This is a genomic window from Sphaerotilus uruguayifluvii, assembly GCF_013294065.1.
Taxonomy (GTDB): Bacteria; Pseudomonadota; Gammaproteobacteria; order Burkholderiales; family Burkholderiaceae_C; genus Sphaerotilus; species Sphaerotilus uruguayifluvii.
Map to the genome: position 1 here is coordinate 57,580 of NZ_JABSNM010000025.1, position 14,691 is coordinate 72,270.

General features: G+C 67.1%; 12 protein-coding genes. 6 read left to right on the forward strand and 6 right to left on the reverse strand.

What is annotated here, in order from left to right:
- Nucleotides 1–8: 8 nt before the first annotated feature.
- Nucleotides 9–1,427, reverse strand: a complete 1,419-nt coding sequence (locus tag HNQ01_RS20080) for a DEAD/DEAH box helicase (protein ID WP_173807290.1) — start codon at nucleotides 1,425–1,427, stop codon at nucleotides 9–11.
- A 482-nt stretch (nucleotides 1,428–1,909) separates the two neighbouring features.
- Here HNQ01_RS20080 and HNQ01_RS20085 point away from each other — a divergent pair, with 482 nt between their 5' ends.
- On the forward strand, nucleotides 1,910–3,112 hold the full coding sequence (locus HNQ01_RS20085) for an ammonium transporter (protein WP_173807291.1): 1,203 nt from the start codon (nucleotides 1,910–1,912) through the stop codon (nucleotides 3,110–3,112).
- A gap of 242 nt (nucleotides 3,113–3,354) precedes the next feature.
- Entirely contained in the window at nucleotides 3,355–4,095 is a 741-nt protein-coding gene (locus tag HNQ01_RS20090; protein WP_173807292.1) for a PEP-CTERM sorting domain-containing protein, read from the forward strand.
- A 93-nt stretch (nucleotides 4,096–4,188) separates the two neighbouring features.
- Here HNQ01_RS20090 and HNQ01_RS20095 read toward each other — a convergent pair whose 3' ends face one another.
- The 5 genes from HNQ01_RS20095 to HNQ01_RS20115 are packed head-to-tail and all read right to left on the reverse strand — an operon-like array spanning nucleotide 4,189 to nucleotide 10,752.
- Nucleotides 4,189–4,806 carry a hypothetical protein gene (locus tag HNQ01_RS20095; protein ID WP_173807293.1) on the reverse strand — a complete coding sequence of 206 codons (618 nt, stop codon included), beginning with the start codon at nucleotides 4,804–4,806 and terminating at the stop codon, nucleotides 4,189–4,191.
- A gap of 15 nt (nucleotides 4,807–4,821) precedes the next feature.
- Nucleotides 4,822–6,747 (reverse strand): tyrosine-protein phosphatase, encoded by a 1,926-nt coding sequence (locus HNQ01_RS20100; RefSeq protein WP_173807294.1) that lies wholly within the window; start codon nucleotides 6,745–6,747, stop codon nucleotides 4,822–4,824.
- Nucleotides 6,748–6,773: 26 nt separating this feature from the next.
- Complete coding sequence (locus HNQ01_RS20105; RefSeq protein ID WP_173807295.1) at nucleotides 6,774–9,032, reverse strand: GumC family protein; 2,259 nt, start codon at nucleotides 9,030–9,032, stop codon at nucleotides 6,774–6,776.
- A gap of 18 nt (nucleotides 9,033–9,050) precedes the next feature.
- Nucleotides 9,051–10,505, reverse strand: a complete 1,455-nt coding sequence (locus tag HNQ01_RS20110; RefSeq protein ID WP_173807296.1) for an O-antigen ligase family protein — start codon at nucleotides 10,503–10,505, stop codon at nucleotides 9,051–9,053.
- Between the two features lie 25 nt (nucleotides 10,506–10,530).
- Complete coding sequence (locus HNQ01_RS20115) at nucleotides 10,531–10,752, reverse strand: hypothetical protein (RefSeq protein ID WP_173807297.1); 222 nt, start codon at nucleotides 10,750–10,752, stop codon at nucleotides 10,531–10,533.
- A gap of 443 nt (nucleotides 10,753–11,195) precedes the next feature.
- Here HNQ01_RS20115 and HNQ01_RS20120 point away from each other — a divergent pair, with 443 nt between their 5' ends.
- The 4 genes from HNQ01_RS20120 to HNQ01_RS20135 all read left to right on the forward strand — a co-directional run.
- Nucleotides 11,196–12,143, forward strand: a complete 948-nt coding sequence (locus HNQ01_RS20120) for a GDP-L-fucose synthase family protein (protein WP_173807298.1) — start codon at nucleotides 11,196–11,198, stop codon at nucleotides 12,141–12,143.
- A 79-nt stretch (nucleotides 12,144–12,222) separates the two neighbouring features.
- Nucleotides 12,223–13,344 (forward strand): GDP-mannose 4,6-dehydratase, encoded by a 1,122-nt coding sequence (gene gmd / locus HNQ01_RS20125; RefSeq protein ID WP_173807299.1) that lies wholly within the window; start codon nucleotides 12,223–12,225, stop codon nucleotides 13,342–13,344.
- A gap of 26 nt (nucleotides 13,345–13,370) precedes the next feature.
- On the forward strand, nucleotides 13,371–14,522 hold the full coding sequence (locus tag HNQ01_RS20130; protein ID WP_173807300.1) for a DUF1972 domain-containing protein: 1,152 nt from the start codon (nucleotides 13,371–13,373) through the stop codon (nucleotides 14,520–14,522).
- On the forward strand, nucleotides 14,522–14,691 hold a 170-nt coding region (locus HNQ01_RS20135), incomplete at its 3' end, for an NAD-dependent epimerase/dehydratase family protein (RefSeq protein ID WP_173807301.1). The genes HNQ01_RS20130 and HNQ01_RS20135, both read left to right, overlap by 1 nt.

The following is a 14,691-nucleotide window of genomic DNA, read 5'->3' on the forward strand; positions in this document are numbered from 1 at the left end:
CCCGGGACTCAGCCGCCGCGGCGGCCCGAGCCCGACGAGGGCGGACGCGGGCCGCCGCTCTTCGGTGCACCGGACGGGCGCTGCGGCGCCTGGGCGGCGCGCGGCGGACGGCCACCGGCCGGCGCGGCCGGGCGGCCGCCACCTGCGGGAGCCGCCGGACGACCGGCGCCCTGGCCTCCGGGGCGACCTCCCCGGCCCGAGCCGGGCTGCGCGCCGCCCTGGCCGCGGGCCGAGCCGTTGAGGGTGCGGCGACCGATCTGGATCGGCTCGGCCCGCTCGCCGGCCGGCGCCTCGAAGCCGGCGATCGCCTCGCGCGGGATGCTGCGCTTGATCAGCTTCTCGATGTCGGCGAGGAAGCCTTCCTCGTCCAGGCACACCAGCGACAGCGCCTCGCCCTGCGCGCCGGCGCGGCCGGTGCGGCCGATGCGGTGCACGTAGTCCTCGGGGACGTTGGGCAGCTCGTAGTTGATGACGTGCGGCAGCTGGTCGATGTCGATGCCGCGCGCGGCGATGTCGGTGGCCACCAGCACGCACAGCTCGCCGCTCTTGAACTCGGCCAGCGCCTTGGTGCGCGCGCCCTGGCTCTTGTTGCCGTGGATCGCCATCGCGGTGATGCCGGCCTTCACCAGGTGCTCGCACAGGCGGTTGGCGCCGTGCTTCATGCGCGTGAACACCAGCACCTGATGCCAGTCCTGCGACTTGATCAGGTGGATCAGCAGGTCCTTCTTCTTCTCGCGGCCGACCGGGATGACGCGCTGGGCGATCGTCTCGGCGGTGGTGTTGCGGCGGGCCACCTCGATGACGCGCGGCTGGTTCAGCAGCCGCTCGGCCAGCGCCTTGATCTCGTCGCTGAAGGTGGCCGAGAACAGCAGGCTCTGCTTCTGCTTGGGCAGGATCGCCAGCACCTTCTTGATGTCATGCACGAAGCCCATGTCGAGCATGCGATCGGCCTCGTCGAGCACGAAGAACTCGACGCGGCTCAGGTCGAGCGTGCCTTGGCTGTGGTGGTCGAGCAGCCGGCCCGGCGTGGCCACCAGGATGTCGACGCCGCGCTTGAGGCGGTCGATCTGCGGGCCCATGCCGACGCCGCCGAACATCACCATGCTGGACAGCTTCAGGTGCTTGCCATAGGTGCGCACGCTTTCCTCGACCTGGGCGGCGAGCTCGCGCGTCGGCGTCAGGATCAGCGCGCGGATCGCCCAGCGGCCCTTGCTGTCCTTGACCGGGTGAGTGGAGGCCAGGCGGTGCAGCAGCGGCAGCGTGAAGCCGGCCGTCTTGCCGGTGCCGGTCTGCGCGCCGGCGAGCAGGTCGCCGCCGGCGAGGACCGCGGGAATCGCCTGCTGCTGGATCGGGGTGGGGGTCTCGTAGCCTTGTTCGCGGATGGCGCGAAGGAGGGGCTGGGCCAGGCCCAGTTCGTCAAACGTCATGAAGAGGCACCCTGACAACGGGTGCTGGCGGCACCGCCTGCCGTCTTTCCTTCAAGGAAAGCGCCAGTCGTGGGCGGCGCGGATTGCGATTCGAGTCCGATGCGACCCCCGGCACCCTGACTGGTGCAGGTGCCGGGGCCGCGATTGTAGCGGGGGGACCGGCCGGTCCATCGCCGTATCCGTGCGGCGCACCGGGCTGATGGGCGTGAACGATGCATGCACCACATCAATGCGCACGCACCAAGGGTGTGCTCGCCGTCTGGCGGCAACATGCCACGGATCGCCAACATGGTGCCTCATCACGGGGCATGCGGCCGTCCGATGGGCCGACCAGAATGCACCAATTTGGCATGGAATGTGCTTGCATGGTGCGCTTCGCGCGATCCGTGTGCGCCTCATGCCGGTGCGGCGGGTGACATCCGGACGACGCGAGGGTTCCACCTTTTCGTCCCCTTCACCCCTCATCCGGGAACAAGACAACCATGGACACGTTGAAACAGGGCGCCGATGCGCTCTTCATCCTGCTCGGGGCCATCATGGTCCTGGCGATGCACGCCGGCTTCGCCTTCCTCGAGCTCGGCACGGTGCGCAAGAAGAACCAGGTCAATGCGCTGGTCAAGATCCTGGTCGACTTCGCGATCTCGACGATCGCCTATTTCTTCGTCGGCTACACCGTGGCCTACGGCGTGGACTTCTTCAGCGGGGCCGAGACGCTGGCGCAGAAGAACGGCTACGAGCTGGTCAAGTTCTTCTTCCTGCTGACCTTCGCCGCGGCGATTCCCGCAATCATCTCCGGCGGCATCGCCGAGCGCGCGCGCTTCCATCCGCAGTCGCTGGCCACCGTGGTGATCGTCTCCTTCGTCTACCCGCTGTCCGAAGGCGTGGCCTGGAACCAGCGCTTCGGGGTGCAGGCCTGGCTGAAGGGCACCTTCGGCGCCGAGTTCCACGACTTCGCCGGCAGCGTGATCGTGCATGCGGTCGGCGGCTGGATCGCGCTGGCGGCGGTGCTGCTGCTGGGCGCGCGCTCGAACCGCTACCGCAAGGATGGCGCGATGTCGGCGCATCCGCCCTCGAGCATTCCCTTCCTGGCGCTGGGCGCGTGGATCCTGGCGGTGGGCTGGTTCGGCTTCAACGTCATGAGCGCGCAGACGCTCGACAAGATCTCCGGCCTGGTCGCGGTCAACTCGCTGATGGCGATGGTCGGCGGCACGCTGGTGGCGACGATGATGGGCCGCAACGATCCCGGCTTCTCCTACAACGGCCCGCTGGCCGGCCTGGTGGCGGTGTGCGCGGGCTCCGACCTGATGCATCCGGCCGGTGCGCTGGTCGTCGGTGGCGTGGCCGGCGCGATCTTCGTCCAGCTCTTCACGCTGACGCAGAACCGCTGGAAGATCGACGACGTGCTGGGCGTTTGGCCGCTGCACGGCCTGTGCGGCGCCTGGGGCGGCATCGCCTGCGGCCTGTTCGGCCAGAAGGCGCTGGGCGGCATCGGCGGCGTCAGCTTCATGAGCCAGCTCGTCGGCACGACGATGGCGGTGGCCTGGGCGCTGGCCGGCGGCTTCGCGGTCTACGGCGCGATCCGGACTTTGGTCGGTTTGCGCCTGAGCCCGGAAGAGGAATATGAAGGCGCCGACCTGTCGATCCACAAGATCGGTGCGACGCCGGACCGGGAGGTGAGCTGGTAAGCCGGACTGCCGCGTGAAATCCTGCCGGCTTGGAATGTGCCAGCCGCTCCTGGGGGTATCTGTATACCCCTGGAACAGGGGGTGAGAATAAATGCCGCGAACTAGGAACGTGAGTTCCGGCGGACCACCCCCTTGTTCTCGGGGGAATAGGCTTCTTTTCGAGGTCTGATCCAGATACAGTAAAACTGAAATCTCGCCCAAACCATCGACGCGAGGTCGTCGAAAATTCTCAGGAGTGCATCATGCTGAAGAAATCCGTCTACGCACTGGCGCTGTGCGGCCTCGTCTCCGGACAGGCCTTCGCGCTGACCAACACCGGCTTCGAGGCCGGCACCGGCGCCAATCCGGCGGGCTGGATGGCCCTGGGCGCCGAAGGCGTCATGACCTCGGTGGCGAGCGGCACGACGCTCTACACCGTCAATGACGAGACCGGCACGGCCTTCAGCTATCCCCATGACGACGGCGTTGCGGGCACCGGCGTGCTGGCTGCCGACGGCAACAACTTCGGCATGCTGGAGATCTGCCCGGCCTCGACGCTGGCGCCGAACTGCGGCAGCGCCCTCGGCGCCACTGCCACCTATGGCCTGAACCTGGCCGGCCCGGTCTCCAACGGCGGCGACATCATGTGGCTGCGCCTGATGACCGAGGACTACTCGGTCGGTTCGCTCTACGACGACAAGATCTCGGTGTCCTACTACGGCGCCTCGTCGACGAGCGCCCTGGCGACCGACTCGCTGTCGGTGTCGGGTCTGGCCAGCCAGCACATCTACTACGACTCGGGCTGGGTGGGCTTCGCCGTTCCGGTGGGCACGCAGAACCTGATCGTGTCGCTGACCAACGCCGACCCGTACAACCGTCCGATCGGCCTGCTGGACTACACCGCCGCTCCGGTGCCGGAAGCCGACTCGGTCGCGATGATGATGGCCGGCCTGGGTGTCCTGGGCTTCGTGTCGCGTCGCCGTCGCGCCGGCAAGGCCGCCTGATTCTCCTCGGGCGTCCGCGTCCGATGGCAAAGGGCCCGCTTCGGCGGGCCCTTTCCTTTTTCGAGGCCTTCCTTTTCGTGGGCAGCGAAGGATTCAGCGCGCTGCGGTGTCCTGCATCCGTTCCGAGAATCCCGGGCGGCGTGCCTCGACCCAGGCGCGGACATCTTCCGGCGCGATGCTCCAGGTCTCGCCGGCGAGCATGACCAGCGTGTTCTCGACATCCTCTTCCCTGGGGCCGAGGCGAGCGGCTTCCCGCCAGGCCTTGAACAGCGCCTCGGGCGTGTCGTTGACCGCGAAGTGCATCAGCGCCAGGTTGGCCCAGGCCATCGCGTGGGTCGGTCGCAGCTCGATCGAGGCCTGCTGGTACTTCATCGCATTGCGATAGGCCTCGATCTCCGGCGAGCCTTCGGCGCCGGTGGTCCAGACGGCCTGTCCCTGCAGGCTGTAGAGCTGGGCCATCGCGTCCTGCAGCGTCGCGTCCTTCGGCGTGAGCGCGATCGCCTCGATCAGCTCGTCATGCGCCTGCTGCCAGCGGGTGTCGTCGAAGTCCTCCTTGCCGGCGGCCCAGCGGGAAAGGTTGTGCCGCGCCACCGAGGAGGACCAGTCGGCCGCCATCAGGACGCCGGCCTGCTGCACGACGCAGGCCGCCATCACGCACAGCGTCGTGGCCAGCAGGCCGTTGAGGACCTTGTGTCTGACAGGAATCGCCATCGATCAGGACTTTTATCAGGACTTGTTGCGAGGCTTCAGGAAAGGCAGATCCCTCAGCCTGAAGCCCCGGGGCTCGCCGACGGGCGGCTCGGTGGCGGGGGGCATGGCGGCAGGTGCGGCCGAGGTCATGGGCGCGGCGCGGAAGGGCGCTCCCTGGCGGGGCTGCGCCGCCGACTCGGGCATGGTGGCTCCGCGCAGCGGCGCTGCCGCTGTCGCTGCGGCCGCCATGCGTGCTCCGCCGGCGGGCGTGCCGAGCACCGGCGACAGGGCCGTCAGATCGCTCAGGCGCATGCCGCGCACGGAGGTTTCCGGCGGCGCCAAGGCGACAGGCTCCGAGGCCAGGGCGACCGGCTCGGGCATCGGGCGCGGCTCTGGTGCTGCGGTTTCCCTGGCGAGGGCGGGCGCAGGCGCTGCCACAGGCGAGGGCATCGCTGGTGTGGTGCTCTCCGGCAGCTCGACGGGGGGCTGCGCCTGGAGGGGCGGCCGTTCCTCGGCGGCGGGCGGCGCCGCCGGTGCCGTGACAGGCGCCGCCTCGCTCGGCTCGAGCATCTGGCGCAGCCGTTTCAGCGGTCCGGCAAAGAGCTTCGCGGGACGTGCGGCGTCCGCCTGTTCGTCGGCCTGCGTCTGGACAGGCGCCGACTCCGCAATCGCGGCGGCTGTCTGCCTCGTCTCCGCGACCGGTGCGCTCCTGGGTCGGGCCGGGGCAGCAGGTGGCGGGCGGACCGGCTCCGGACGGAACAGCAGCTCGTCGCGCAGGGGCTCATGCGCAGGCTGGGGGGCGGGCACCACGGGCGCGACCTCGGGCTCGGCAGGCGGCCGTGCTGCTGCAGCACCGAAGTCAGGCAGCAGCCAGTCCTCGTCCGAGGCCGGCGGGGCCGCAGGGGGCATGACATCGCCCAGGGTCTCGGCGGCCGGTGCGCGCGTGTCGGACGGGCCGGGGGCGCCGGCCTGCAGCGAGGCCTGGTTCAGGTCCTCGACGACCGCATCGATGCGGAAGTCGGTCAGCGTCCAGCGGCCGTGGGGCGACTCCTCGGCATCCTGCCGTGTCTGCGGTTCCGGATTCCGGCCGAAGAGAGCGTCGGGGCTGCGGGCGGGCTCGAAGGCCGGCAGGTCGGTCAGGTCGCCGAGTCCGCTGCGCCAGGCCGAGTCGTCCTCGGCCTGCGCATGCTGGGGCAGATCGCGGAAGACCAGCTTCTGGCCTGCCGTCTCCATCGAGAACGAGCTCACGCCGGCGATGCGCTGCGGCGTCGTCACCGTCATCCGCTCGGCCAGGGCCGCGTCGTAGTTCTGCTCGAGCCACTCGCGGGCGGCGCGCATGCGCGGCCGGCGCCCGGACAGGTTGTGCGCGTCGGTGGCCAGCACGTCGACCCAGCCGGCGTCGAGCAGCTGGCGGGCGCTGGCCTGGGCCCGGCTGCCGAACTCTCCCAGCACGGACGCGGCGGTGAGCTGGAACAGGCAGCCCATGCGGCGCAGCGGCTCCAGCCGGGTGTGCAGCTCCATCACCGCCTTGTTGCGCTCCGGATGGGCGATCAGCGGCGTGATGCCGTGGTCGAGCAGCAGTCCGGCCAGCTTGTCGGTGCCGACCGGGATCTGCCCGTCGGGCAGCTCGATCAGCGCGGTCGACGGACCCACCAGGCTGCCGTCGAGCAGCGGCAGCCGCCGCTGTTCGACCCAGTCGATGATTTCCGGGCAGATGCGGACCTCGGCGGCCCAGCTCATCGTCAGCGGCAGTCCGTCGTCGGCGACGGCAGCCTGCAGGCGGTCGAAGGCCTCGGCGATGCGCTGCGGCGTGTTGTCGAAGACGCCGGGGTAGATGTGCGGCGTGGCCACCACATGCTCGATGCCGTCGGCCGACAGCGCCCGGGCCAGGGCCAGGGCGTCGTCGAGCGTTCGGGGACCGTCATCGATGCCGGGCAGGACGTGAACGTGAAGATCAAGCATGGATCAGGGCGGGACCTCGGACCGGATCAGGCCTTGGCCTCGGTCTCGGTCGGCTGCTGCTGCACATAGCCGTGATAGTAGGTGTTGCCGTAGCCGCCGTTGACCGATTCCCCGTAGTAGCGCTGGGCATCCTCGAAGTCCAGGCCGTTGACGATCACGCCCATCACATGCGCGCCCGCCCGCTGCAGGCGGCTCAGGCCCTTGCGCACCACCGGCACCGGCGTCTCGGTCGCCCGCACGACGTAGATCGTGCTGGTGGCCATCGGCGCGACCGACAGCGCATCGCTGACCAGCTCGACCGGCGGGGTGTCGATCAGGATGAAGTCCAGCTGCGGCTGCAGGTGGCGGATCGCGTCCTTGAAGCGCTGCGACAGCAGCAGGTCCAGCGGGTTGGGCGGAATGTCGCCGGCCGGCATCACCAGCAGCGGGCTGCCCTCGACCTGATGCACGCACTCCTTCAGCGAGGCGGTGCCGGTCACCAGGTTCGACAGGCCCTTGGCGTTGGGGGCCATGCCCAGACGCACGCCGACCTGCGGCCGGCGCATGTCGGCGTCGATCAGCAGCGTGCGCTTGGTCTGCGCGAGGGCCAGCGCCAGGTTGATCGAGGTCGAGGTCTTGCCTTCGGCCGGCACGCTCGAGGTCAGCATGATCAGGCGATGGCGCTGGTCGACATCCGACAGCTGGATGCCGGTGCGGGCGGTGCGGATCGCCTCGGCATGGTGCGAGTTCGGCTCGCGGATGAACAGCGTCGCGACATTCTCGAGCTGCTCGCCCTTGAGCGCCGGCAGCACCGCCAGCACCGGCTGCTGCAGCTTGGTCTCGGCCGATTCGCTGCCCTTGATGGTGTTGTCCATCCGCTCGAGCATCAGCGCACCCATCGAGCCGATCATCAGGCCCAGCACGAAGGCGACGATGATGATCTGGCCCTTGTTCGGGCGCACGGGATCCTTGGCGACCACGGCCGGGTCGACGATGCGCGCGATTGCAGCCTGGATGTCGCTGCCGGCATCCATTTCCTTGGCGCGGCTCATGAACAGGTCATAGAGCTGCTTGTTCGAGGACACTTCGCGCTCGAGCACCTGCAGCTGGAATTCCTTGCGGTTGACGTCCTGCACGCCGCCGGTGGCCGCGCCCAGCGCGGTCTCGAGCGACTTCTCGGACTGGCGCGCCAGGTTGTATTCCTGGACCATGCTGCGCGCGATCGAGCGGCGCTGCTGCTCCAGGTACTTGCGTGCGGCTGCCAGCGAGGACTGGGCCTCCTGCATCTTGACGTGGTTCGGGCCGAGGTTCTCGGACAGCTCGGCCACTTCCTTCTGGGCGGCGGCTTCCTGACGGATGGCTTCCTGCACCGACGGGTGGTTCACCACCGCCGGGATGTTGCTGTAGTCGCCGTTCGACACGCCACCGATCAGGTTGTAGGTGCCCTCGAGCTGCATGCGGCGTGCGCGCGCCTCGATGAGGCGCTGCGTCACTTCGTTGGCCTGCATGCCGGCCAGCGCCTGGGCCGAGCCGCTCAGGCTGACCAGGCCCTTCTCCTCTCGGTAGGCCTGCAGCGCGAGCTCGGACTCCTCGAGGTTCTTGCGAAGCTCGGTGGCGCGCTTTTCCAGCCAGCCGTTCAGGTTCTGGGCCAGCTTGAACTTGGCATCGCGGTCGGCGTCGATGTAGTTCGACGAGAGCTCGTTGGCGACCCGTGCTGCCAGCCGGCTGTCGGGCGAGTCGAAGCTGACCTTGACCAGCTGGCTCAGGCGCACCGGTTCGACGGTCACTGCCTTCATGAACGGCTCGACGACCGCCTCGGCCAGCTTCTCGTCATCCCACTCGGTCGGGGCCGCCCCCTTGCCCAGCATCGCCTTGAGCCGGTGGCTCAGTCCGGCTTCACCCTTGCGTGGATCGAAGTCGGGGTTGTTCCAGAGCTTCAGAGCGGTCACCGTGCGCTGGGCCACCTCGCGCGACTTCAGGATCTCCACCTGGGTCTGGTACTGCTCCTTGCTCTGCATCGCGCTGCCGATCATGTCGTCCATCGACAGGAACTTCGGCTTGCCCGCCTCGATCAGGACCGTCGCGGTCGAGCGGTAGACCGGGGTCATCGAGAAGGCCACGGCCGCGCCCAGCGCCGCCAGCGCGGTGGCCAGGCCCAGGATGGGCCACCTGCGTTTCTTGATGCTGCGCCAGTGGTCGAGCAGCGCGAGCTTGCTCTCTTCCGACAGGCCGATCTGGACGGGGGCGAAGGGGGGGGCGGGCTGTGCCGGCACCTGCCCTTGCGCGGCGACTTGGATCTGGTTCATATGATGAAAAAAGACGACTTACTTCCTGCGAGATGCAGCAGCGTGCCCGCGGGGCACGGTCCATACCACGGCCAATAGTACGGTCAGCGCCATGGCGGTGGCGTTGATCTGCAGATTCAAGTCCACCGTCGCGTGCAGGAGGGCGCAGATCAGCCCCATGCCCACCCCGATTGCGGTGCCCCGCACATGGCTGGGCTGACGGTCATCGATCAGCTGGATCACGCGTCCCAGCGTCAGCAGCACCACCAGCGCCAGCAGGGCCAGACCGGGCACGCCGGTGTCCGCGGCGATCTCGACGTAGTCGTTGTGCGCGTGGTTGTAGGGCAGCTTCAGCGACTCCTGCTTGTAGCGAGGAAACGCCGTGTAGAAGGCGCCGCCCCCGAAGCCGGTCCAGGGCCGCTCGTGCAGCATCTGCAGCGCATCCCGCACGGGACGGGTGCGCTCGATCAGGCTTTCTTCCTTGTGGACCAGATGGACCGGGGCCATCAAGGCGTCGCTGGATGCCGGTGCTACAGCAGAGGCTGCGTCCGCCTCCGCTGCGATTTCCGTGGCCTGCATCCGGTCGATCACCTTCGACAGGCCGACCCACTGGCCGATGACGATGGTGTCGATCACCAGCAGGCTGGCCACGAGGATCGCCGCCGGCCGGCGCAGCTTGGGCGAGCGCAGCATCACCCAGCCGCCCACCAGGAACAGCGACAGGAAGAAGGCGGCGTTGCCCATCCGGGAGCGGGTCAGGACCAGAGCGATCACGAGCAGGATGAGCAGGATGCGGACCAGCATCTTGGTCGACATCATGAATTCCATCGCGGTGCGCGTTCTCTGGTGCCGGCCCTTCGATGGTGCATGGGAGCGCCCCATCTGGGTCAGCATCAGGCCGAGCCCGGCCGACAGCGCGGTCAGCAGGTAGCTGGCCAGTGCGTCCGGTCCGGTGAAGGTGCCGGTGGCACGCATGCCCTGAACGAAGTCGAAGCCCATCATCTCGTAGCGGCTGCCGGCGGAGAACAGCACCATCGCGATCAGCGCCTGGATGACGCCAGCCCCGAGCAGGCCGCCGAGCAGCACCAGGCGCCGCCGGTCGCTGGTCACCAGCAGCTGGACCAGCCAGAACGCGCCCACGTAGCCGACGCAGCGCAGCACGTACATGCGCGTCTCGTGCGCATCCTCGGTGTAGCCCCAGGGACTGAGCTGCAGGCTGCACCATGCCGTGAAGGCCACCATCAGGGCCAGGACCATGTGCGCGCCCCAGCTGACCCGCGCAGGCGGTTCGCCCTGGCGGCTGGATGACGAGGCCGCAGGCGCGGCGATGCGCAGCAGACCGGCGGCCGCCAGCAGCAGCCAGACCAGTGCAGCGAACAAGGCGAGGGCCCAGGGTCGGTTGCTGCCGAGCGGAAGGGGCAGCCAGACGAGGGCAACAACAAAAAGGCCCAGCAGGCCTCGCTCAGCCTGCCGGGCCCAGGATTGCCTGGTCAAAGGTCAACCTGTCGTGTCGACGTGCTCAGCACGGGGTGATGCCAGGGCCGCCACGCTTGCACGGCGGCACCACCACCACCGGCGGCGGCGGCGCGACGCGCACCGGCGGACGCGGCTGCACCGTGCCGCCACGGCCACCGGCGGTCGGCACCACGCGCTGGGCGTGGGCGGCGACCGAGGCCATGCTGGCGATCGTGGCCACTGCCACGAGGACCAGGCCCTTCATCGAACCCTGAAACTTGATCATGACTTCCGCTCCTGATGAGAGTTGTCCGTCCTTGAAGTGCACGGACGAAGTGAAAATTTATCCACCTCTCACCGAGTTTGGCCTGATTCCAGAGCGATCTCAACCCCCTGGGTCGTGTGGATGTGCGCACTTGCGTGCAGTGCAAGTCGTGTTATCCATGAGTCGAGCGGGGCCAGAGGGCTGATCCGGCGAGGGGCCTGCCGGGCTTTCGGAGGCTGGCCCCCATTGTTGCTTCTGCGAACATGAGAAAAACGGCGCAGTAGTAGGATTTCTCCGGATGAAGCGCTGGACACGGTCGCTGGTGCTCCTTTCTACTTCCGGGCAGATCCGGGTCCTTCTGGTTTCGTGGAGCCATTGTTTCAAATTGACTCATTTGTTGTGCTCGCGATGCATGTCGCCTTGCATGACTTCGCCGGCTCCTTACTGTCCGCCTCCGTCTGCTCATGAGCCTGCCTTCCATTGCTTCCCGCATCTTCGTCACTGGCCATCGCGGCATGGTCGGCAGCGCGCTGGTGCGCCGACTGCAGGCGGGCGGCTACACGAACATCCTCACCCGCAGCCGTACTGAACTGGACCTGCTGGACCAGCGCGCGGTGCAGGCCTTCCTGGCCGAGGAGACGCCGGACTACATCTTCATCGCCGCCGCGCGGGTGGGCGGCATCCAGGCCAACAACATCCACCGAGCCGACTTCATCTATCAGAACCTGATGATCGAGGCGAACCTGATCCACGGCGCCCACCTGGCGGGCGTGCAGCGGCTGATGTTCCTGGGCTCGAGCTGCATCTACCCGCGCGACTGCGCGCAGCCGATCAAGGAGGACTACCTGCTGACCGGTCCGCTGGAGCCGACCAACGAGCCCTACGCGATCGCCAAGATCGCCGGCATCAAGCTGGCCGAGAGCTACAACCGCCAGCACGGTCGCCAGTACATCAGCGTGATGCCGACCAACCTGTATGGCCCGAACGACAACTACGACCTGGCCAACAGCCATGTGCTGCCGGCGCTGCTGCGCAAGGCCCACGAGGCCAGGCAGCGGGGCGACGCCGAGTACGTGGTCTGGGGCACCGGTCGGCCGATGCGCGAGTTCCTGTACGTGGACGATCTGGCCGACGCCTGCGTCTTCCTGATGGAGCAGGGCTACGACGGCCCGCTGGTGAACATCGGCACCGGCACCGACGTGACGATCCGCGAGCTGGCCGAGACGGTGATGCAGGTGGTCGGCTTCGAGGGCCGGATCGTCTTCGACGACAGCAAGCCCGACGGCACGCCGCGCAAGCTGCTCGACGTCAGCCGGCTGGCTGGCCTGGGCTGGACGGCCCGCACGACGCTGGCGGATGGAATCCGTCTTGCTTATCTGTCCGCACCCTTCCACACGGGGTGTGGCTGCTGAAGAGGGCTCTCTTCAGTTCCAAAGTCTGTTTCCAGCCTGGCGCGGCCAGGCTTTCATGCACAGAGAAAGTCATCGCCCCATGTCCACACCCAAGGTTGCCCTCATCACCGGCGTCACCGGCCAGGACGGCGCGTATCTGGCCGAGCTGCTGCTGAAGAAGGGCTACGAGGTCCACGGCATCAAGCGTCGCTCCAGCCTGTTCAACACCGACCGCATCGACCACCTGTATCAGGACCCGCATGTCGACGGCCGGCATTTCACGCTGCACTACGGCGACCTGACCGACTCGACCAGCTTGGTGCGCATCATCCAGCAGGTCCAGCCCGACGAGATCTACAACCTGGCGGCGATGAGCCATGTGGCGGTGTCCTTCCAGGAGCCGGAATACACCGCCAACGCCGACGGCATCGGCACGCTGCGCATCCTGGAGGCGATCCGCATCCTGGGCCTGACGAAGAAGACGCGCTTCTACCAGGCCTCGACCTCGGAGCTGTACGGCCTGGTGCAGGAGATCCCGCAGAAGGAGACGACGCCCTTCTACCCGCGCAGCCCCTACGCGGTGGCGAAGATGTACGCCTACTGGATCACGGTCAACTACCGCGAGGCCTATGGTATCTACGCCTGCAACGGCGTGCTGTTCAACCACGAGAGCCCGCTGCGCGGCGAGACCTTCGTGACGCGCAAGATTACCCGCGCCATCGCGCGCATCGCGCTGGGACTGCAGGATTGCCTGTACCTGGGCAACATGAGCGCGCTGCGCGACTGGGGTCACGCACGCGACTATGTCGAGATGCAGTGGCTGATGCTGCAGCAGGACCAGCCGGAAGACTTTGTCATCGCCACCGGCGTGCAGTACAGCGTGCGCCAGTTCGTCGGGCGTGCGGCTGCTGAACTGGGCATCACGGTGCGCTTCGAGGGCGAGGGCGAGCACGAGATCGGCGTCGTCGCTGCGGTGACAGGCTCTCGGGCCAAGGTCAAGGTCGGGGACGTGGTCGTCAAGGTCGACCCCCGCTACTACCGTCCGACCGAGGTGGAAACCTTGCTGGGTGATCCGACCAAGGCGAAGGAAAAGCTGGGCTGGGTGCCGACGACCTCGTTCGAGGAACTGGTGCGCGAGATGATCGAGGCCGACTACACGGCCGCGCGCAAGGACAGTCTGGTCAAGATCGCAGGGTTCCAGGCCTTCGATCATCACGAATGAAATTTTATTGCCCGTAGGGGGAAATTATGTCAAAAAAAACCTTGAGAATTCTCGGTATACGAGGTATTCCCGCTGCGCACGGCGGATTCGAGACATTTGCTGAATATCTGGCGCTCTATCTGGTCGAAAAAGGCTGGCGGGTGATCGTCTACTGCCAGGAAGATGGCCAGGGGGATGTCGTGAATGACACTTGGCGTGGTGTCGAGAGAGTGCGCATTCCTGTGGCCAAGGACGGTCCCATGGGGACGATCATCTTTGACTGGAAGACGATCGTCGATGCGGTGCAGCACAAGGATCTGTGTCTGACGCTGGGGTACAACACGGCGATCTTCTGTTCGCTGCTCAAGGCCAAGGGCATCACGAACATCATCAACATGGACGGCATCGAGTGGGCTCGTGCCAAGTGGAGCCGTCCTGCCAAGGCCTGGTTCTGGCTGAACGAACGGATGGGGTGCTGGCTGGGTGATCATCTGGTCGCAGATCATCCGGAAATCAAGAACCACCTCTCCACTCGTGTTTCTGGCGACAAGATCACGACCATCGCCTACGGCGCGGAGCATCTGACCGGCGTCTCGGATGCACCTGTTCGCACGCTGGGCCTGGAGCCCGGACGGTTCCTGTCCTTGGTGGCGCGCCCCGAGCCTGAAAACTCCATCCTTGAAGTGGTCAGCGGCTTTTCCGCGAAACGGCGTGGTTTCCAGTTGGCGGTCCTCGGAAACTACAGCGAGTCGAACCCCTACCACGTCAAGGTGCGTGCCGCCGCCAGCGATGAGGTCCGTTTCCTGGGGGCCATCTACGACAAGCCTGTCATCAATTCGATCCGGTTCCACAGCATGGCTTATGTCCATGGTCACCAGGTCGGCGGAACGAACCCCTCTCTGGTCGAGGCGTTGGGGGCTGGCAATGCCATTCTGGCGCACGACAACCGGTTCAATCGCTGGGTGGCGGGTAATGGCGCGCGCTATTTCGGTGATGCAGATGATTTTTCGCGCGTTCTGGATGACATCCAGTCTGACCCGTCTTGCCTTGAGCGCATGCGCGCATCCAGCACGTTGCGCTTCAAGTCTGGGCTGACCTGGGGACAGATCCTGGGTGAATATGAGCAGCTTCTTGATCAGTATGTGACTGCATCGGCAGTCGGTTCAATTTATCAAACCAAGCAGACAGGCAAATTCTGATGACGATTATCGTGACCGGCGCCGCCGGCTTCATCGGCGGCAATTTCGTTCATCACTGGTTCGAGCGCAGCGAAGAGCCGGTGGTGGTCCTGGACAAGCTGACGTACGCGGGCAACCCGGCGACGATCCAGGCGCACCTGGACGCAGGGCGCTGCACGCTGGTGCAGGG

Coding starts and splice junctions, on each gene's coding strand:
- HNQ01_RS20080 (WP_173807290.1), bottom strand. CDS start 1,427: ATGACGTTTGACGAACTGGGCCTGGCCCAGCCCCTCCTTCGCGCCATC.
- HNQ01_RS20085 (WP_173807291.1), top strand. CDS start 1,910: ATGGACACGTTGAAACAGGGCGCCGATGCGCTCTTCATCCTGCTCGGG.
- HNQ01_RS20090 (WP_173807292.1), top strand. CDS start 3,355: ATGCTGAAGAAATCCGTCTACGCACTGGCGCTGTGCGGCCTCGTCTCC.
- HNQ01_RS20095 (WP_173807293.1), bottom strand. CDS start 4,806: ATGGCGATTCCTGTCAGACACAAGGTCCTCAACGGCCTGCTGGCCACG.
- HNQ01_RS20100 (WP_173807294.1), bottom strand. CDS start 6,747: ATGCTTGATCTTCACGTTCACGTCCTGCCCGGCATCGATGACGGTCCC.
- HNQ01_RS20105 (WP_173807295.1), bottom strand. CDS start 9,032: ATGAACCAGATCCAAGTCGCCGCGCAAGGGCAGGTGCCGGCACAGCCC.
- HNQ01_RS20115 (WP_173807297.1), bottom strand. CDS start 10,752: ATGATCAAGTTTCAGGGTTCGATGAAGGGCCTGGTCCTCGTGGCAGTG.
- HNQ01_RS20120 (WP_173807298.1), top strand. CDS start 11,196: ATGAGCCTGCCTTCCATTGCTTCCCGCATCTTCGTCACTGGCCATCGC.
- gmd (WP_173807299.1), top strand. CDS start 12,223: ATGTCCACACCCAAGGTTGCCCTCATCACCGGCGTCACCGGCCAGGAC.
- HNQ01_RS20130 (WP_173807300.1), top strand. CDS start 13,371: ATGTCAAAAAAAACCTTGAGAATTCTCGGTATACGAGGTATTCCCGCT.